General features: G+C 61.0%; 17 protein-coding genes and 1 rRNA gene. 10 read left to right on the top strand and 8 right to left on the bottom strand.

The genetic code is table 11. The features are described from left to right. The first annotated feature begins 50 nt into the window (after positions 1-50). Positions 51-166, top strand: a 5S ribosomal RNA gene (gene rrf / locus NVV94_RS07485). A gap of 398 nt (positions 167-564) precedes the next feature. Here the strand turns inward: rrf and lpdA are convergent. The 4 genes from lpdA to NVV94_RS07505 are packed head-to-tail and all read right to left on the bottom strand — an operon-like array spanning position 565 to position 5,550. Then, positions 565-1,953 (bottom strand): dihydrolipoyl dehydrogenase, encoded by a 1,389-nt coding sequence (gene lpdA / locus NVV94_RS07490; protein WP_258446571.1) that lies wholly within the window; start codon positions 1,951-1,953, stop codon positions 565-567. Positions 1,954-1,955: 2 nt separating this feature from the next. Continuing rightward, positions 1,956-3,257: a dihydrolipoamide acetyltransferase family protein gene (locus tag NVV94_RS07495; RefSeq protein ID WP_258446572.1), complete on the bottom strand. Its 1,302-nt coding sequence runs from the start codon at positions 3,255-3,257 to the stop codon at positions 1,956-1,958. Further along, the gene (locus NVV94_RS07500) at positions 3,258-4,316 is read right to left on the bottom strand and encodes an alpha-ketoacid dehydrogenase subunit beta (protein WP_258446573.1); all 1,059 of its coding nucleotides are present in this window, start codon (positions 4,314-4,316) and stop codon (positions 3,258-3,260) included. A 1-nt stretch (position 4,317) separates the two neighbouring features. Then, positions 4,318-5,550, bottom strand: a complete 1,233-nt coding sequence (locus NVV94_RS07505; protein ID WP_258446574.1) for a 3-methyl-2-oxobutanoate dehydrogenase (2-methylpropanoyl-transferring) subunit alpha — start codon at positions 5,548-5,550, stop codon at positions 4,318-4,320. 232 nt (positions 5,551-5,782) lie between these two features. Here NVV94_RS07505 and bkdR point away from each other — a divergent pair, with 232 nt between their 5' ends. The 3 genes from bkdR (at position 5,783) to NVV94_RS07520 (ending at position 9,426) form a co-directional block, all read left to right on the top strand. After that, positions 5,783-6,268, top strand: a complete 486-nt coding sequence (bkdR, locus tag NVV94_RS07510) for a Bkd operon transcriptional regulator BkdR (RefSeq protein ID WP_166364004.1) — start codon at positions 5,783-5,785, stop codon at positions 6,266-6,268. A 360-nt stretch (positions 6,269-6,628) separates the two neighbouring features. Beyond that, a complete protein-coding gene (locus tag NVV94_RS07515) occupies positions 6,629-7,870 on the top strand; it encodes a glutamine synthetase family protein (RefSeq protein WP_258447640.1) in 1,242 nt (413 codons plus the stop codon). A gap of 110 nt (positions 7,871-7,980) precedes the next feature. Beyond that, positions 7,981-9,426 carry an MFS transporter gene (locus NVV94_RS07520; protein ID WP_258446575.1) on the top strand — a complete coding sequence of 482 codons (1,446 nt, stop codon included), beginning with the start codon at positions 7,981-7,983 and terminating at the stop codon, positions 9,424-9,426. A gap of 39 nt (positions 9,427-9,465) precedes the next feature. Here the strand turns inward: NVV94_RS07520 and NVV94_RS07525 are convergent, their stop codons facing one another. The 4 genes from NVV94_RS07525 to flgA form a co-directional block, all read right to left on the bottom strand. After that, positions 9,466-10,161, bottom strand: a complete 696-nt coding sequence (locus NVV94_RS07525; protein WP_408733484.1) for a flagellar brake protein — start codon at positions 10,159-10,161, stop codon at positions 9,466-9,468. Positions 10,162-10,302: 141 nt separating this feature from the next. After that, the gene (locus NVV94_RS07530; protein WP_258446578.1) at positions 10,303-10,770 is read right to left on the bottom strand and encodes a flagella synthesis protein FlgN; all 468 of its coding nucleotides are present in this window, start codon (positions 10,768-10,770) and stop codon (positions 10,303-10,305) included. 46 nt (positions 10,771-10,816) lie between these two features. After that, positions 10,817-11,131, bottom strand: coding sequence for a flagellar biosynthesis anti-sigma factor FlgM (gene flgM / locus NVV94_RS07535; RefSeq protein WP_258446580.1), 315 nt, complete (start codon positions 11,129-11,131; stop codon positions 10,817-10,819). Positions 11,132-11,290: 159 nt separating this feature from the next. Further along, positions 11,291-12,043, bottom strand: a complete 753-nt coding sequence (gene flgA, locus NVV94_RS07540; RefSeq protein ID WP_258446581.1) for a flagellar basal body P-ring formation chaperone FlgA — start codon at positions 12,041-12,043, stop codon at positions 11,291-11,293. A 56-nt stretch (positions 12,044-12,099) separates the two neighbouring features. Between flgA and NVV94_RS07545 the strand changes: the two genes are divergently transcribed. From NVV94_RS07545 to flgE, 6 genes are all read left to right on the top strand, one after another. Continuing rightward, entirely contained in the window at positions 12,100-13,026 is a 927-nt protein-coding gene (locus NVV94_RS07545) for a chemotaxis protein CheV (protein ID WP_258446583.1), read from the top strand. A 51-nt stretch (positions 13,027-13,077) separates the two neighbouring features. Further along, positions 13,078-13,905 (top strand): protein-glutamate O-methyltransferase CheR, encoded by an 828-nt coding sequence (cheR, locus tag NVV94_RS07550; RefSeq protein WP_258446584.1) that lies wholly within the window; start codon positions 13,078-13,080, stop codon positions 13,903-13,905. A 244-nt stretch (positions 13,906-14,149) separates the two neighbouring features. Continuing rightward, a complete protein-coding gene (gene flgB / locus NVV94_RS07555; protein WP_258446585.1) occupies positions 14,150-14,557 on the top strand; it encodes a flagellar basal body rod protein FlgB in 408 nt (135 codons plus the stop codon). A 3-nt stretch (positions 14,558-14,560) separates the two neighbouring features. Then, a complete protein-coding gene (flgC, locus tag NVV94_RS07560; protein ID WP_258446586.1) occupies positions 14,561-15,004 on the top strand; it encodes a flagellar basal body rod protein FlgC in 444 nt (147 codons plus the stop codon). 16 nt (positions 15,005-15,020) lie between these two features. Next, the gene (gene flgD, locus NVV94_RS07565; RefSeq protein WP_258446587.1) at positions 15,021-15,722 is read left to right on the top strand and encodes a flagellar hook assembly protein FlgD; all 702 of its coding nucleotides are present in this window, start codon (positions 15,021-15,023) and stop codon (positions 15,720-15,722) included. 28 nt (positions 15,723-15,750) lie between these two features. Continuing rightward, positions 15,751-17,070: a flagellar hook protein FlgE gene (gene flgE, locus NVV94_RS07570; RefSeq protein WP_258446588.1), complete on the top strand. Its 1,320-nt coding sequence runs from the start codon at positions 15,751-15,753 to the stop codon at positions 17,068-17,070. The last annotated feature ends 46 nt before the right edge of the window (positions 17,071-17,116 follow it).

Genomic DNA, 17,116 nt, shown 5'->3' on the forward strand with positions numbered 1-17,116 from the left:
CACATACCCGATTCGCCAAGACGTCGCAAGACGGCCTGGCACCAGAATTTCTTGACGACCATAGAGCATTGGAACCACCTGATCCCATCCCGAACTCAGCAGTGAAACGATGCATCGCCGATGGTAGTGTGGGGTTTCCCCATGTGAGAGTAGGTCATCGTCAAGATCAAATTCCGAAACCCCATCTGCGTAAGCAGATGGGGTTTTGTTTTTGCCCCGCAAAAACTCCAAGCGACACCGATGCTGTAGCCGCTGCCGCTGCCGCTGCCGCTGGCTCGGTGCGCCGTTGCGACGCTCGCGCGCGTTAGCGGGCGCAAGATCTCAAGACCGCCGGGGGAGCCCCTGCGGGACTCCAGCGTCGCAGCGGCGCACCGAGCCTGCGGCAGCGGCAAAGATCGGCGTTGATTCGGGTTTTCGGACATAAACTCAGTCGTGCACTGCTGTTTTTCGTTCCCCACGCACAGCAAAGGAATGCATCCCGCGATCAGGAGACCGAGTGGAGTCTGAAACGCACAAGGCCCGCCATATTGGCGGGCCTCGTGTGATCAGGCAGACAACCTCAACCTAGAGGTGCAACGCATGCCCCAATGCGCGCAACGCCGCTTCCTGTACCGCTTCACCCAGGGTAGGGTGGGCATGGATGGTACCGGCGACATCTTCAAGCGTTGCGCCCATCTCCAACGATTGGGCAAAGGCCGTCGACAGCTCCGAGACCCCGACCCCGACGGCTTGCCAGCCCAGGATCAGATGGTTGTCCCGACGCGCGACCACGCGCACGAAGCCGCTTTTGGATTCCAGCGTCATCGACCGGCCATTGGCTGCGAAGGGGAACTGTGCCACCAGACAATCCAGGCCCGCTTGCTGCGCCGCCTCCGGTGTCGTGCCGGCCACCACCAGTTCCGGGTCGGTAAAGCACACGGCGGCGATGGCGGTGGGGTTGAACTCGCGGTGCTTGCCGGCAATCAGCTCGGCAACCATCTCGCCCTGGGCCATGGCCCGGTGTGCGAGCATCGGTTCGCCGGTCAGGTCGCCGATCGCCCAGACATTGCGCATGCTGGTCAGGCAACGGTTGTCGATTGCGATCGCCGGGCCGTTCATCTTCAAGGCCAGGGTTTCCAGGTTGAAGCCCTGAGTGCGCGGGCGGCGACCGACCGCGACCAGCACCTGGTCGGCCTGCAGTTCCATCTGTTCGCCGTCCGGCGTGCGTACCTGCAAGGTCTGGGTAGCCTCGCTGTAACCTTCGACACTGTGCTTGAGGTAAAGCTTGAGGCCCAGCGCCTTGAGTGACTCGGCTACAGGCAAGGTCAATTCGGCATCGTAGGTTGGCAGGATCCGCTCGCGCGCTTCGACCACGCTGACCTCGACCCCCAGCTTGCGGTAGGCGATGCCCAGTTCCAGGCCGATGTAGCCGGCACCGACCACGATCAGGTGCTTGGGCAGGGCGCGCGGGGCGAGGGCTTCAGTGGAGGAAATGATCGGGCCACCGATGGGCAGCATCGGCAGGTCGACGCTCTGCGAACCGGTCGCCAGCAGCAGGTGTTCGCACTGGATGCGCACATTGGCGCTTTGGACCTCGACCGTCTTGCCGTCGATGATCCGGGCCCAGCCTTGGACCACTTCGACCTTGTTCTTTTTCAGCAGCGTGGCGACGCCGGTGGTGAGGCGATCGACGATGCCGTCCTTCCAGCTGACGCTCTGGTTGATGTCCAGGCTCGGCGCCTGGACCTTGATGCCCAGGTTCGACTGCTGGCTGTGCTTGTGGGTCTGATGAAACTGCTCGGCGACGTGTATCAGCGCCTTGGACGGGATGCAGCCGATGTTCAGGCAAGTGCCGCCCAGGGCCTGGCCCTCGACCAGAACGGTCGGGATGCCCAGCTGACCGGCACGAATGGCCGCGACATAACCGCCGGGGCCGCCGCCGATGATCAGCAAGGTGGTGTTCAAAGTCTGCATACTCACTCCACAAACAGGCTGGCGGGTTGTTCGAGCAGGCCGCGAATGGCCTGGATGAATTGCGCGGCGTCCATGCCGTCGACCACCCGATGGTCGAAGGAGCTGGAGAGGTTCATCATTTTGCGAATGACAATCTGGCCCTTGATCACCATGGGCCGTTCCACGATGCGGTTGACGCCGACGATGGCCACTTCCGGTGCGTTGATCACCGGGGTACTGGCGATGCCGCCTAGGGCACCCAGGCTGGTCAGGGTGATAGTCGACCCCATCAGCTCGTCACGGGTTGCCTTGTTGGTGCGGGCAGCCGTGGCCAGGCGTGCGATCTCGCTGGCGTTGCTCCACAGGCTGCCGGCTTCGGCATGGCGCAACACCGGCACTTTGAGGCCGTCGTCACTCTGGGTGGCGATGCCCACATGCACCGCGCCGAGCCGGGTGATGACCTGCGCTTCGTCGTCATAACGGGCGTTGATCTGCGGGAACTCACGCAGGGCCACAACCATGGCCCGTACCAGGAACGGCAATAGGGTCAGGCGACCGCGGCTGTCGCCCCACTTCTGATTGAGGTGCACGCGCAACTCTTCGAGTGCGGTGACGTCGATCTCTTCGACATAGCTGAAATGCGCGACACGGCGTTTGGTGTCCTGCATGCGCTGGGCGATCTTGCGGCGCAGGCCGATGACCGGAATCTGTTGCTCGTCGGTGCGCTTGGCATAGGCGGCGACCGCGGCCTGGGTGGCATCTTGCGGCGCGTTCAGGAAGGCGTCGAGGTCTTCGTGAAGGATCCGCCCGGCGGGACCGCTGCCGTGCACATAACGCAGCTCGATACCGGCATCCCAGGCGCGCTTGCGCACGGCAGGGGAGGCCAGCGGGCGCTCGTCGGCCTGACGCGGCACCGGAACGTTGCGTGCAGGGGCAGGGGCGCTGGCAGCAGGCGATAGCGGCTGCGGCGCAGATTGTTCTGCCGGTTTGCTCGCGGCCACCGGCGCAGGTGCAGGCGCAGGTGCAGGTGCCGGGGCTTCTGCGACCGTGGCGTCCTTGGCCGACGGCTGATAATTGCCGGCGCCTTCGACTTCGATGCTGATCAGCACGCTGCCTACCGCCATGACTTCACCCGGCTGCCCACCGAGGGCAATGACCTTGCCGTGTACCGGGGAGGGGATATCGACCATCGCCTTGTCTGTCATGACATCGGCCAGTATCTGGTCTTCGACCACCATGTCGCCGACCTTGACGTGCCACTGCGACAGTTCTACTTCAGCGATGCCTTCGCCAATGTCCGGCATCTTGATGACGTGCGTACCCATTCAGACCTCCATGACCCGTTGCAAAGCCGCACCCACGCGTGAGGGGCCAGGGAAATACGCCCATTCCTGGGCATGGGGATACGGCGTATCCCAACCGGTGACGCGCTCGATCGGGGCTTCGAGGTAGTGGAAGCAATGCTCCTGGACCAGTGCTACCAGCTCGGCGCCGAAACCGCAGGTGCGGGTAGCCTCGTGCACGACCACGCAGCGGCGGGTTTTCTTCACCGAGTTGACGATGGTTTCCAGGTCCAGCGGCCAGAGGCTGCGCAGGTCGATGACTTCGGCATCGATACCGGTTTCCTCGGCGGCGACCTGGGACACATAGACCGTGGTGCCGTAGGTGAGAATGGTCACTGCGTTGCCTGGGCGGGTGATCGCGGCGCTGTCCAGCGGTACGGTGTAGTAACCGTCGGGCACAGCGCTGGCCGGGTGTTTCGACCAGGGCGTAACCGGGCGGTCGTGGTGGCCATCGAACGGGCCGTTATACAGGCGCTTGGGTTCGAGGAAGATCACCGGGTCGTCATTCTCGATCGAGGCGATCAACAAGCCCTTGGCGTCGTAGGGGTTCGAGGGCATGACCGTGCGCAGGCCGCAGACCTGGGTGAACATGGCCTCCGGGCTCTGGCTGTGGGTCTGGCCACCGTAGATGCCGCCACCGCAGGGCATGCGCATGGTCATCGGGGCGATGAACTCACCGGCCGAGCGATAACGCAGGCGAGCCGCTTCCGAGACGATCTGGTCGGAGGCCGGGTAGAAGTAGTCGGCGAACTGGATTTCGACCACTGGGCGCAGGCCGTAGGCACCCATGCCCACTGCCGTGCCGACGATGCCGCTTTCGGAAATCGGTGCATCGAATACCCGCGAGCTTCCGTATTTGGCCTGCAGGCCTTCGGTGCAGCGGAACACGCCACCGAAGTAGCCGACGTCCTGGCCGTAGATCACGACGTTGTCATCACGCTCCAGCATGATATCCATGGCAGAGCGCAGGGCCTGGATCATGGTCATGGTGGTGGTAGTCATGGCGTTTTCTACCTGAATGTTAGTGTTGTGATCGTTCATGTCAGATCCCCAGCTCCTGGCGCTGCCGACGCAAGTGCTCTGGCATTTCCTTGTAGACGTCCTCGAAAATCGTCGCGGCGCTCGGCATCTGGCCGCCGGCGAGGGTTCCGTAGCGTTCGGCTTCTTTCTGCGCGGCGATGATCTGGGCTTCAAGCTCGGCGCTGACCGCCTGGTGCTCTTCTTCGGACCACTGGCCGATGGCGATCAGGTGCTGCTTGAGACGTGCGATCGGGTCACCCAGCGGGAAGTGGCTCCAGTCGTCGGCAGGCCGGTACTTGGACGGGTCGTCCGAGGTCGAGTGCGGGCCGGCGCGGTAGGTCACCCATTCGATCAGGGTCGGGCCAAGGTTGCGCCGGGCGCGTTCGGCAGCCCAGGCCGAGGCGCTGTAGACGGCCATGAAGTCGTTGCCGTCGACGCGCAGTGAAGCGATCCCGCAACCCACGCCGCGGCCGGCAAAGGTGGTGGACTCACCGCCAGCGATGGCCTGGAAGGTTGAAATCGCCCACTGGTTGTTGACCACGTTGAGAATCACCGGGGCGCGGTACACATGGGCGAAGGTGAGGGCGGTGTGGAAGTCCGATTCGGCGGTGGCGCCATCGCCGATCCAGGCCGAGGCGATCTTGGTGTCGCCCTTGATCGCCGACGCCATGGCCCAGCCGACTGCCTGGACGAACTGGGTGGCGAGGTTGCCGGAAATGGTGAAGAAGCCGGCATCGCGCACCGAATACATGATCGGCAGCTGCCGTCCCTTGAGCGGGTCGCGCTCGTTGGAAAGCAGTTGGCAGATCAGGTCGACCAGGGGCACATCGCGCGCCATCAGAATGCTCTGCTGGCGGTAGGTCGGGAAGCACATGTCCGTCATGTTCAAGGCCAGCGCCTGGGCGCTGCCGATGGCTTCCTCGCCAAGGCACTGCATGTAGAAGGACATCTTCTTCTGGCGCTGGGCGACGACCATGCGACTGTCGTAGATACGGGTCTTGAGCATGGCGCGCATGCCCTGGCGCAGGATCTCTACCGGAATGCCCTCGGCCCACGGGCCAAGTGCCTGGCCGTGTTCGTCGAGCACGCGAATCAGGCCATGGGCCAGGTCGGCAGTGTCGGCGGGGTCGACATCGATAGGGGGCTTGCGAACCTGGCCGGCATCGCTCAGGTGCAGATAGGAGAAGTCGGTCTTGCAGCCAGGGCGGCCGGTCGGTTCGGGAACATGCAGACGCAGGGGTTCATAGGAGTTCATGCTTTCTCTACGCTCGCTCAGTCTTGTGTTTTTGTTGGGCGTCGGAGCTGTGCAACCTTTGATACTTAGTCTGGCTCAGGGTGCGGGACCCTGCTGACTCATCAGTCATCAAAATTGACGTGGCTTAATCATATTCCTGGGCCTGGAGAATATTTCTCTCAAGTTCGTTGCGTTTGCGCTGAGTTGTGGATAAATATTCTCTATAAATTAAAAAGACAGGTGAATTTATCTCATGCGCAAACTGGACCGTACCGATATCGGCATTCTCAACAGCCTTCAGGAAAATGCCCGCATCACCAATGCCGAGCTCGCCCGCTCGGTGAACCTGTCGCCCACGCCCTGTTTCAACCGGGTCAAGGCCATGGAGGAATTGGGCGTGATTCGCCAGCAGGTGACGTTGCTGGCGCCTGAGGTACTGGGGCTGGACGTGAACGTTTTCATTCATGTCAGCCTGGAAAAACAGGTCGAGCAGTCCCTGCACCGTTTCGAAGAAGAAATCGCCGTGCGCCCGGAGGTCATGGAGTGTTACTTGATGACGGGCGATCCGGACTATCTGTTGCGTGTCCTGCTGCCGAGCATCCAGGCCCTGGAACGATTTCTCGATTACCTGACCCGCCTGCCGGGCGTGGCCAATATCCGCTCCAGCTTTGCCCTCAAGCAGGTGCGCTACAAGACGGCGCTGCCGTTGCCGGCCAATGGGCTGACCCTTCCCGGCTAAGCGTCATGCCGATACCTGTAGCCGCTGCCGAAGGCTGCGCTCGCCTGCGGAGCAGGCGCAGGATCTCAAGATCGCAGAGGAGCCCCTCCGGGACTCCAGCGTCGCAACGGCGCACCGAGCCTTCGGTAGCGGCTACAGGACGTGTTTCGTCATTGGATATATGATTTATCCGCGAGGTGCTTGATATTCCGAACGCCCGGTGCATATGTTGTACATATCACCGTTCGCGGTTTTTCCAGGCAGTTCAAGGATCGAGTCATGACCCCCAAAAGCCAGCGCTCACTTGCCGAGCGATTGCAGGGTATCGAAGAGGTCGAGTGCGTCACGCCCGACCTCAATGGCGTCCCGCGCGGCAAGGTAATGACCCTGGAAGGGTTTCTGGAAGGACGGCGCCTGCAGATGGCGCGCGGGGTGCTGTTGCAGTGCATCATGGGCGGCTACCCGCCCATGCGGTTCTATGGCAGCGATGACGGCGATCTCGCGCTGGTAGCCGACCCCAATCACATCCACCACCTGCCCTGGAGCGAGCGGCCGCGTGCCCTGGCCATTTGCGATGCCAATGAGTTGAGTGGCCAGGGTTCGGGCCTGTCGACCCGCAGCCTGCTCAAGACCGTGATTGCCCGTTACGCGGCGCGCGGGCTGGCCCCGGTGGTGGCCACGGAACTGGAGTTCTTTGTCTTCGCACCCAACACTGACCCCATGCAACCCTTCGAGCCGCCGGTGGGCCTGGATGGTCGCCGCGAAGGCGGGCAGTCGGCATTCAGCATCAGCTCCAACAATGGCCTGCGTCCGTTTTTCACGCAAGTGTATGAATGCATGGCGGCGTTTGGCCTGCCGCGCGACACCTTCATGCATGAGATGGGCGTCAGCCAGTTCGAGATCAATTTGCTGCACGGCGATCCCTTGCTGATGGCCGACCAGACCTTCCTGTTCAAGCACTTGCTCAAGGAAGTCGCGCTCAAGCATGGCTTGAGCGTGGTGTGCATGGCCAAGCCGCTGGCGAAAACGCCGGGCAGTTCGATGCACATCCATCAAAGCGTGGTCGAGCTCGGCAGCGGGCGAAACGTGTTCAACGATGAGGCCGGAAAACCGACGGCTGCCTTCTACCAATTCATCGCCGGGCAGCAAGCCTGCATGGCGGAGTTCACCGCGCTGTTTGCGCCCAACGTCAATTCCTATCAACGCCTGTCCCACCCTTATGCCTCGCCGAACAATGCCTGCTGGTCAGAAGACAATCGCGCCGCAGGCCTGCGAATTCCAGCCAGTGCCCCGACCGCGCGCCGGGTCGAGAACCGCTTGCCGGGTGCCGATGCCAACCCATACCTGATTATCGCGGCGAGCCTGGCGGCAGGGTTGCACGGTATCGAGCATAGGTTGCAGCCCACCGAGGCGATCCAGGGCGAGTTCGAAGTGCCCGATCATTTGTTGCTGCCATGTACCTTGCCGGCAGCATTGGAACGTCTCAAACGCAGTGAGTTGGCCAGGGCACTTTTTGGCAAGGAATTCATCGAAGGCTACATCGCCACCAAGACCATGGAGTTGGCCAGCTACCTTGATGAGATCAGCCCATGGGAGCGTCGAGTACTGGCGTCGCAGGCTTGATGACCACGGCGCAGTTGCTGTTTATTTCGTCACTGCACCAGCGCGGGGCGCTTTTTCACTTATTCTTGTAAACACTTTTTCACCTCACTCAAGGAGCGCACGGAACGCCGATGCGACAGATCTGGAAATCTTTTCGTGCGCTGTACTTCGCAACGCTGATGATGTTGATCGGTTCTGGCCTGTTGAGTACCTACCTTGCCCTGCGGCTGGCTGCCGCTCATACCGACGGCCTGTGGGTCGGCGCCTTGATGGCGGCCAACTATTTCGGCCTGGCCCTGGGTGGCAATATCGGTCACCGCTTGATTGCCCGGGTAGGGCATATCCGCGCTTATGTCACCTGTGCCGGCATTGTCGGTGCGGCGGTGCTGGGGCACGGCCTGATCGACTGGCTGCCGGCCTGGTTGTTCCTGCGGGTGATCGTCGGCCTGGGGATGATGTGCCAGTACATGGTCATCGAGAGCTGGCTCAATGAGCAGGCCGATGCCAAGCAGCGTGGCGCGGTGTTCAGTGGCTACATGATCGCCTCGTACCTGGGGCTGGTGCTCGGGCAGTTGATTCTGGTCATGCACCCGCAGCTGGGGCTCGAGTTGCTGATGCTGGTCGCGATGTGCTTTACCTTGTGCCTGGTGCCCGTGGCGTTGACTCGGCGGATTCACCCGGCCCCCCTGCACCCGGCGCCGATGGAGCCACGCTTCTTCATCAAGCGCGTTCCGCAATCGCTCAGTACGGTTCTGGGGGCGGGGCTGATCGTCGGTTCCTTCTATGGCCTGGCCCCGCTTTACGCGTCGCAGCAGGGCCTGAGTACCGAGCAGGTGGGTCTGTTCATGGGCAGTTGCATCCTTGCCGGGCTGCTGGTGCAGTGGCCGCTGGGCTGGCTATCGGATCGCTACGACCGGGCAGTGTTGATCCGTACGGCGGCCATCTGCATGGCAGTGGCGGCCTTGCCGCTGGCCATATTGCCGACGGTGCCGCTCGAAGTACTGTTCGCCGTCGGCTTCATCGTGTCCTTGCTGCAGTTCTGCCTCTACCCGCTGGCGGTAGCCTTTTCCAATGACCACGTCGAAGGCGAGCGTCGGGTCTCGTTGACGGCGATGCTGTTGGTGACCTACGGCGTGGGTGCCAGTATTGGTCCGCTGGTGGCTGGCGTGTTGATGAAACTGTTCGGCAGCCAGATGCTGTACGCTTTTTTCAGCTTCTTCGCGCTGGTGCTGGTGTGGCGCATCCGGCCCAAGGCCGTCACCAATTTGCATCAGGTCGACGATGCACCCCTGCTTCACGTGGCGATGCCGGCCGCCAGCTCGCCCTTGGCGGCGGCCCTTGACCCGCGTGTGGATGAGCAAGTGGTACATGACCAGATGTACACCACGGTTGAACCTGAAGGCGACGCCGTGAGCACGCCAACCGAGCCCGTGCCCGATCAAGTGCCAGAGCCGCAGCCACAGGAACAGGCAGTGCCGCAAGCCGAAGTGCAGGCACCGCTGGCAACGCCGCTGCGCGCTGAACCCGCTGCCGATCTGGAGCAGGGACTGCGCAGGCACAAGCGCGAAGGGGAGTGAACAGCTTCCCTCGCCCGGGCCGGGCGAGGGAATCGAGGCTCAATAGTCGTCGTCTTTATCGAAGCGACGGGCTTCGCGCTGCAGTTGATAGACGAAGCGCTCGACCTCCCGTTGCACCAGGCCGCTCATGTTGTGGAAGCGCACACCGGCAAAGGTGGTGTTGAGCCTTTCTTCGAAGTGCAGGTAGCGCAGTTCTACCGGCGCGCTCATTTTGCCAAAGGGCAGTGCGGCACCGAAGCGTTCATAGACCTGGCCCAATTGCAGGCGTTCGCTGACATCACCCTCGAACCGCAGCTTGCAGCCCGTCGCGGAGATGTCCAGCAGCTTGCCTGCGAGCACGCCCTTGCCTTTGAGCTTGCTGCCGTCAAGTTCCACACTGACCAGTTGCGACAGCTTCAACGCAGCCCGGAAGGCATTGCGGCGTTGGTGATACACCACCTCTTCGGGCAGGCTGCCCCGGTAGCAACGACCGCTGTCGGCGTCGTCGATGGTCATTGCCTGGGTCGATTCCCAGGCAATCCGCACGCCATCATGAAACCCTTCGATGCGGAAGGGCTCACCCTTTTCCAGGAAACGCTCGCCATCGCGCGGGACCATTTCGTCCAGGGCAATGGTTTGCGCATCGCGGTCCAAGGCAACAAGATAAGTCTGGAAGCGCTGGTTGCGTTCGTGAAAGGTGATGATCAGAGGATCATTACTCTCGAGCAGCATCCGCAGGTTCGCGGCGATTTCCATAGGTGTGCTGAGCACTTTCGGAGGCTGCGGGGCATCTTCCGCGCTTTGGGCATTGAACACGGTTCATCAATCTCCAGGCTAAAACGACATCACGCAAGAGCTGCTATTTTGCCATCAAGCTCCACGCCGAATACAGAAAAATCAAGCCTGCGAGAATGTTCGCGGCTTGGAAAGCGGGGAGGTCGAGCCTCGGTTGTCGTAAAGCGAAGGGGATTCGCCGCCCATCAGAATTCTGAGCTGATTGGACGTGGCCATCTGCTGCAATTGAATGGACCGGCCATTGCTGGCGTTGGCGGCGTGACAATCGCTCATCAACCGAGCCAGAACATCCAGCCGGGCGAGCAATTGGCTACCCAGGTGCGACTGGCTGGCCAGAACCTCCACGCCACTGCGCTCAGGGCTCAAGTTCAGGCTGGCCAGCAACTCGCTGCGCAAGCGGCCGTGTTGATCGAGCAACACGATCAGCGATTGTTTCTGGGCCAGGATATTTTCCAGCAGCGGCATATCACGACCATGCAAGGCGAGGGCTTCGGCCTGCAGCAACTCCAGCAGATGTTGTGCAGGGAGAATGTCTTCTTCGATCAATTGCAATAATTTGGTGTCGTGCATGGCTGGCTCTGGTTTTCAGCGTCCAGAAGGTCGCGCAGGCGAAGGCCTAGCGCTGGGCTTCGAAGTTAAGCAGTTTGCTGGCGACACGGTTGCTGTCGACTTTATAGCTGCCGTCGGCGATCGCGGCTTTCAACTCGGCGACTCGCGCCTTGTCGACAGCCGGTTGCTCGCGCAGCTTGTCAGTGACCTTCTGCAACTGTTGTGCCTCTTGACTCAAGTGCACCGACTCCCCGCTGATACTGCTGTCGGCAGCCTTGGGCGCTGCAGCAGGCTGGCTGGCTGCTGCTTCCTGGGTGCCGCCGGTGCGAGTACTACTCGTCACCGCAGGGGCGTTATTCAGACGACTGATGTCGATAACCATGATGGAAAAAACCTCTGGGAATTTGGACGCTTGCCTTGTTTTCGGCCAAACCCAAAAAAACTTTAGGCGCAAATCAAGCAGGGCTTCACGCCAAGGCCGTGGACCTCGATCAGACACAGTGTAGGAAAAGCGGTTCCCTGCCGCCAGCAGTCGTTTGCTCTACATGGCGACTTCCACTTGCCCCGGGCCTGTGACCCGCGCCTTGACCACGCGCCTGGAGTTCAGGTTGCGCACCCGGATCTGCTCGCTGACGCCGCCCTTGGACAGGGCTTCGCCCGGCATGCGCACGCTCAGCGTGCCGCTGCGGGCAGTAATGACGACCTGGTCGCCCTTGCGAATCACCTCGGCCTGTTCCATATGGGTGGGTGTCAGGACCTGGTCGATGACCGTTGCGCGGACCAGCTTCTGTCCGAGTGCCTGGTCCAGGGATGTCAGGTAACCCTGGCTTAGCAGGCCGACATCCCGTTCGCGCAGGGTGATGTCCTGCTCGCCCAGGACGCTTTCGCGCTTGAGCGGCCGGGTGGTGGTGACCACCTCGCGAAACAGGCGTACCTGCGCGGGCACGAATACCGTCCAGGGGGCCGTGCCATCGCAACGAACCCGCACTGTAACCCGGCCCAGCGGCTGCGCCGGACTTTCCAGGCTTGCTGTCAATTCCTTGTCGCAGTGCGGCATGCGCAGGCGCGGGTCGAGCTGATTGACCTGGATCTCATAGCGCCCTTCGGTTTGGCTGGTCGCCAAAAAATCTTCGACGGTGAATTCAAGAAACCCTTGAGTGACACCGATAAGCTGTTCGGGCAAGGTAACGGAGTCCGCCAGCAGCCGATTGCCAGAGAGCATCAGGCAGGTCGCGGTCAGGACACAGAACAAGCTGCGTGTCAGGCGTCGAAAAAATGTCGTTTTGGTGTTCATAAGATTTGAAAAAGCAAGGCCCGTGCCGATTGATGACACGCCCTAAGGAGTCTGACATGGCTGGTGTAATGGATTCGGTGAACCAGCGCACTCAACTGGTAGGGCAGAATCGCCTTGAACTTCTGCTGTTTCGGCTCAATGGGCAGCAGTTGTACGGGATTAATGTGTTCAAGGTTCGCGAGGTGCTGCAATGCCCCAAGCTGACCCTGCTGCCCAGATCCAGCCCGGTAGTGCGCGGTGTCGCGAGTATTCGTGGGGCGACCATCCCGATCCTCGATCTGGCGATGGCGACCGGGTTGCCCGGTCGATTGGATATCAAGGACACCTTCGTGATCATCACGGAGTACAACACCAAGATTCAGGGGTTCCTGGTGCATTCGGTCGAGCGCATCGTCAACATGAACTGGGAAGAGATTCATCCGCCACCCAAGGGGACGGGGCGCGATCATTACCTGACGGCGGTGACGCGAATCGATAACCAGTTGGTTGAAATCATCGACGTGGAGAAAATTCTCGCCGAGGTGGCGCCGACCTCCGAAGCCATTTCGGTGGGTGTGATCGACCCCCAGATCCAGCACAAGGCGACTTCCCTGCGGGTGCTGACGGTGGATGACTCCTCGGTGGCGCGCAAGCAGGTGAGCCGTTGCCTGCAGGCGGTCGGCGTCGAGGTCGTGGCCTTGAACGACGGGCGTCAGGCCCTGGAGTACCTGCGCAAGCTGGTGGAGGAGGGCAAGCGGCCGGATGAAGAGTTCCTGATGATGATTTCCGACATCGAGATGCCGGAAATGGACGGCTATACCCTCACGGCCGAAATCCGCAACGACCCACGCATGCAGAAACTGCACATCACCCTGCATACTTCGTTGTCGGGTGTATTCAACCAGGCGATGGTCAAAAAGGTTGGGGCCGATGACTTTCTGGCCAAGTTCAAACCCGACGACCTGGCATCCCGGGTGATTGACCGGATCAAGGCAACGCAATAACGGCCAGGGGCGCGGCCCCTGGCGGTACTGATGATTTAAGAGGCGGCATCTTTGTCTACGGGTAATTTGGATTTCGAACAGTTCCGGGTCTTCCTGGAAAAAGCCTGTGGCATCTTGCTGGGCGAGAATAAGCAGTACCTGGTCTCCAGCCGTCTCAACAAGCTGATGGAGCAGCAGGGCATCAAGTCACTGGGTGATCTGGTGCAGCGGATTCAGACGCAGCCGCGCAGTGGTCTGCGCGAAATGGTGGTCGATGCCATGACCACCAACGAGACGCTCTGGTTTCGCGATACCTATCCCTTCGAGGTGCTCAAGAACAAGGTCTTGCCCGAGCAGATCAAGGCCAACCCCGGTCAGCGCCTGCGCATCTGGTCGGCGGCCTGTTCGTCGGGGCAGGAGCCGTATTCGATCTCCATGGCGATCGATGAATTCGAGCGCAGCAATCTCGGCCAGTTGAAACTGGGCGCCCAGATTGTCGCCACTGACCTGTCGGGCAGCATGCTGACCAACTGCAAGACGGGTGAGTACGACAGCCTGGCGATTGCCCGCGGGTTGTCCCAGGAGCGCTTGCAGCGTTACTTCGATCCCAAGGGGCCGGGGCGCTGGGCAGTGAAGTCGCCGATCCGAAGCCGGGTCGAGTTCCGTTCGTTCAACCTGCTCGACAGCTACGCGGTGTTGGGCAAGTTCGACATCGTGTTCTGTCGCAACGTGCTGATCTACTTTTCGGCGCAAGTGAAGAAGGACATCCTGATGCGTATCCATGGCACGCTCAAGCCGGGCGGCTATCTGTTCCTGGGGGCGTCAGAGGCGCTCAACGGTTTGCCGGATCATTACCAGATGGTTCAGTGCAGTCCGGGGATCATTTATCAGGCAAAGTAAAACCTGTGAAGAACTGAGGAGGCCAGCGGCCTCCTTTTTTTTCGCGCTGCAGAAACTGGCAAAAAAACGGCAGTGCACTTGCCGCTTTACTGGCACGCAGCGGAAATGCCTTGCCGCTTTTCTGGCATTGCCGCTTGCCTGCCTGTCTGGAAACCCTTGAATTAAAGGACTTTGCTCGCTTGGCACGAGGCTTGCTAAATCTTCGTCAACGAACCATCAGGTCAGCCCTTTAAGGTTTCCCGACATGAGCATCAGCTTCGACAAAGCGCTCGGCATCCACGAACAGGCACTGGGCTTTCGCGCCCAACGCGCCGAAGTGCTGGCCAATAACATCGCCAACGCCGACACCCCGAACTACAAGGCGCGCGATCTCGATTTCGCCACGGTGCTGGCATCGCAGAACGACAAGGTCAAGAACGGCACCTTCTCGCTGGAGCGGACCAACTCGCGACATATCGATGCTCGGGGCTTGAACATGGCGGATGCGTCACTGCAATACCGCACGCCGATGCAGCCATCGATCGACCAGAACACCGTCGATGCTCAGTTGGAACAGTCCAGCTACGCCGAAAACGCAGTCGGCTTCCAGGCCAGCTTCACGCTGCTCAACAGTAAATTCAAAGGGCTGGTATCGGCCCTGCGCGGAGAGTAGTTCATGTCTCTAGCCAGTGTTTTCAATATTGCCGGTAGCGGCATGAGTGCCCAGACCACTCGCCTGAACACCGTCGCCAGTAACATCGCCAACGCCGAGACCGTCTCTTCGAGCATCGATCAGACCTACCGTGCTCGTCACCCGGTGTTCGCCACCACCTTCCAGCAGGCACAAGCCGGCGGCAGCGCGTCGCTGTTCGAGGATCAGGATGCGGCAGGGCAGGGTGTGCAGGTCTTGGGTGTGGTCGAGGACCAGAGCAATCTCGAAGCGCGTTACGAGCCCAATCACCCCGCCGCCAACAAGGACGGCTACGTCTATTACCCCAACGTCAACGTGGTTGAGGAAATGGCCGACATGATCTCGGCCAGCCGCTCCTTCCAGACCAACGCGGAATTGATGAACACCGCGAAAACCATGATGCAGAAAGTCCTGACCCTGGGTCAGTGATAAGGGGCCAGGCGCGATGAGCACGACAGATACCAGCAACAGTGTCAGTAATTCGGTACTGACATCGCTGCAAAAGAAGACCGACACCACCAACGCCAATACCGGCACCGCCGGCAGTGCCCTGGGCAAGGATGCTTTCCTGCAATTGCTGGTCACCCAGATGCAGAACCAGAACCCACTCGACCCGCAGGACAACGGCGAGTTCGTGGCGCAACTGGCGCAGTTCAGCAGCCTGGAGAGCATGCAGTCGCTTAACAGCTCGGTGAACACCATTGTCAGCTCCTTCCAGTCTTCCCAGGCGCTGCAGGCTTCGTCGCTGGTAGGGCGCAGCGTCATCGTGCAATCCGACACAACGGAGGTCGACACCAGCAAGGGCATGACCGGCTCGGTCAACCTGAGCTCGTCGAGCACAGCGACCTCGGTCGGTGTGTATGACAGCAAGGGCGCGCTGGTGCGTACCCTCGATCTGGGTACCCAGGCCGCAGGCGCCGCGAGCTTTACCTGGGACGGCAAGAATGGCGACGGCGAATTGGCAGCGGCGGGCAAGTACACCTTCAAGGCCACCGCCACCATCAATGGCGTCGCCACGGCCATGACCACCAACCTGCCGGCTACTGTCAACAGCGTGACCATGGGCACAAACGGCGGTGAGATGAGCTTGAACCTGGCAGGGCTGGGCAGCGTCGCCCTGTCGAAAATTCAGTCGATTGGAATCTAGAGCCGGCTAACGCGGCGGGAGTGAGAACATGTCTTTCAATATCGGCCTCAGCGGGCTCTATGCGGCCAACAAAGCGCTGAACGTTACCGGCAACAACATCGCCAACGTGGCCACCTCCGGCTTCAAGTCCTCGCGTGCCGAGTTCGCCGACCAGTATGCGGCGTCGATCCGTGGTACCTCCGGCAAGACGGTTGTCGGAAGCGGCGTAACTACCGCGGCGGTGTCCCAATTGTTCACCCAGGGCAACATCAGCTCCACCGGCCAGAGCCTGGACCTGGCAATCAACGGCAATGGCTTCTTCGTGCTCAGCGACAATGGCTCGAAGATCTATACCCGTTCCGGTGCCTTCTATAGCGACAAGCAAGGTTATGTAGTCAATTCCAGCGGCAGCAACCTGCAGGGTTATGCCGTCGATGCCAACGGCAAATTGATGAATGGCGTGTTGACCAATCTACAGATCGACACCACGAACCTGTCGCCAAGCCCTACCGGGCAGATCAAAGAGACGGTGAACCTCAACTCCACGGCGACCACGCCTACCATCACGCCCTTCGATGCCACCAACGTCGCGAGTTACAATTACACCTTCAATACCGACGTCTACGACAGCCAGGGCAATGCCCACCAGATGAACCAGTATTTCGTCAAGGATGCAGTCGCCAACTCCTGGACCATGTACACCACCATCGACGGTCGCAACCCGGCCGATCCGACGTTGACCACCCCCCTCAGCAACAAGCTGCCGTTCAAGTCCGACGGCACGCTGGACACTGCCAGCATGACGGCCGGCGCAGTGGCCGGTGGCCTGACCATCAACGCCGACAAGACCTTCAGCCTTGCCGGCTGGCTACCCGCGGCGAAACAGCCCAATGGTACCTGGGCCGCCAACGGTGCCGCCGCCAAGGCGGGTGGCATTGGCCTGGATATGCTCTCGACTACTCAGAACAACGCAGCTTCAGCCACCACTGCCAAGAGCCAGGATGGTTATGCGACAGGTGAGTTGGCCGGTCTGGTCGTCGACACCAGCGGCAACCTGTTCGCCAGGTTCACCAATGGCCAGGACAAGGTCATTGGCCAGGTCGCCATGGCGAATTTCGCCAACCCCCAGGGCCTGACTCCGGTGGGGGGTACCGGCTGGACGGAGTCCTATGCGTCGGGCGTGCCGATCATCGGCGAGCCGGATACCGGCACCCTGGGGGCGATCGCCTCCGGTGCGCTGGAAGATTCGAACGTCGATCTGACCAGTGAACTGGTCAACCTGATCAAGGCGCAGAGCAACTACCAGGCAAACGCCAAGACCATCTCCACCGAAAGCACCATTATGCAGACCATCATTCAGATGACCTGACGGGTAGCCATATAGCCATGAAGCCCCTGCCAGCAGGGGCTTTTTT

The sequence above is a fragment of the Pseudomonas sp. LS1212 genome (assembly GCF_024741815.1).
GTDB lineage: Bacteria > Pseudomonadota > Gammaproteobacteria > Pseudomonadales > Pseudomonadaceae > Aquipseudomonas.

What these genes read in the sequence shown, in the direction of transcription:
- lpdA (WP_258446571.1), bottom strand. Translation starts at nt 1,953, where the DNA reads ATGCAGACTTTGAACACCACCTTGCTGATCATCGGCGGCGGCCCCGGC.
- NVV94_RS07495 (WP_258446572.1), bottom strand. Translation starts at nt 3,257, where the DNA reads ATGGGTACGCACGTCATCAAGATGCCGGACATTGGCGAAGGCATCGCT.
- NVV94_RS07500 (WP_258446573.1), bottom strand. Translation starts at nt 4,316, where the DNA reads ATGAACGATCACAACACTAACATTCAGGTAGAAAACGCCATGACTACC.
- NVV94_RS07505 (WP_258446574.1), bottom strand. Translation starts at nt 5,550, where the DNA reads ATGAACTCCTATGAACCCCTGCGTCTGCATGTTCCCGAACCGACCGGC.
- bkdR (WP_166364004.1), top strand. Translation starts at nt 5,783, where the DNA reads ATGCGCAAACTGGACCGTACCGATATCGGCATTCTCAACAGCCTTCAG.
- NVV94_RS07515 (WP_258447640.1), top strand. Translation starts at nt 6,629, where the DNA reads ATGACCCTGGAAGGGTTTCTGGAAGGACGGCGCCTGCAGATGGCGCGC.
- NVV94_RS07520 (WP_258446575.1), top strand. Translation starts at nt 7,981, where the DNA reads ATGCGACAGATCTGGAAATCTTTTCGTGCGCTGTACTTCGCAACGCTG.
- NVV94_RS07525 (WP_408733484.1), bottom strand. Translation starts at nt 10,161, where the DNA reads ATGGAAATCGCCGCGAACCTGCGGATGCTGCTCGAGAGTAATGATCCT.
- NVV94_RS07530 (WP_258446578.1), bottom strand. Translation starts at nt 10,770, where the DNA reads ATGCACGACACCAAATTATTGCAATTGATCGAAGAAGACATTCTCCCT.
- flgM (WP_258446580.1), bottom strand. Translation starts at nt 11,131, where the DNA reads ATGGTTATCGACATCAGTCGTCTGAATAACGCCCCTGCGGTGACGAGT.
- flgA (WP_258446581.1), bottom strand. Translation starts at nt 12,043, where the DNA reads ATGAACACCAAAACGACATTTTTTCGACGCCTGACACGCAGCTTGTTC.
- NVV94_RS07545 (WP_258446583.1), top strand. Translation starts at nt 12,100, where the DNA reads ATGGCTGGTGTAATGGATTCGGTGAACCAGCGCACTCAACTGGTAGGG.
- flgB (WP_258446585.1), top strand. Translation starts at nt 14,150, where the DNA reads ATGAGCATCAGCTTCGACAAAGCGCTCGGCATCCACGAACAGGCACTG.
- flgC (WP_258446586.1), top strand. Translation starts at nt 14,561, where the DNA reads ATGTCTCTAGCCAGTGTTTTCAATATTGCCGGTAGCGGCATGAGTGCC.
- flgD (WP_258446587.1), top strand. Translation starts at nt 15,021, where the DNA reads ATGAGCACGACAGATACCAGCAACAGTGTCAGTAATTCGGTACTGACA.
- flgE (WP_258446588.1), top strand. Translation starts at nt 15,751, where the DNA reads ATGTCTTTCAATATCGGCCTCAGCGGGCTCTATGCGGCCAACAAAGCG.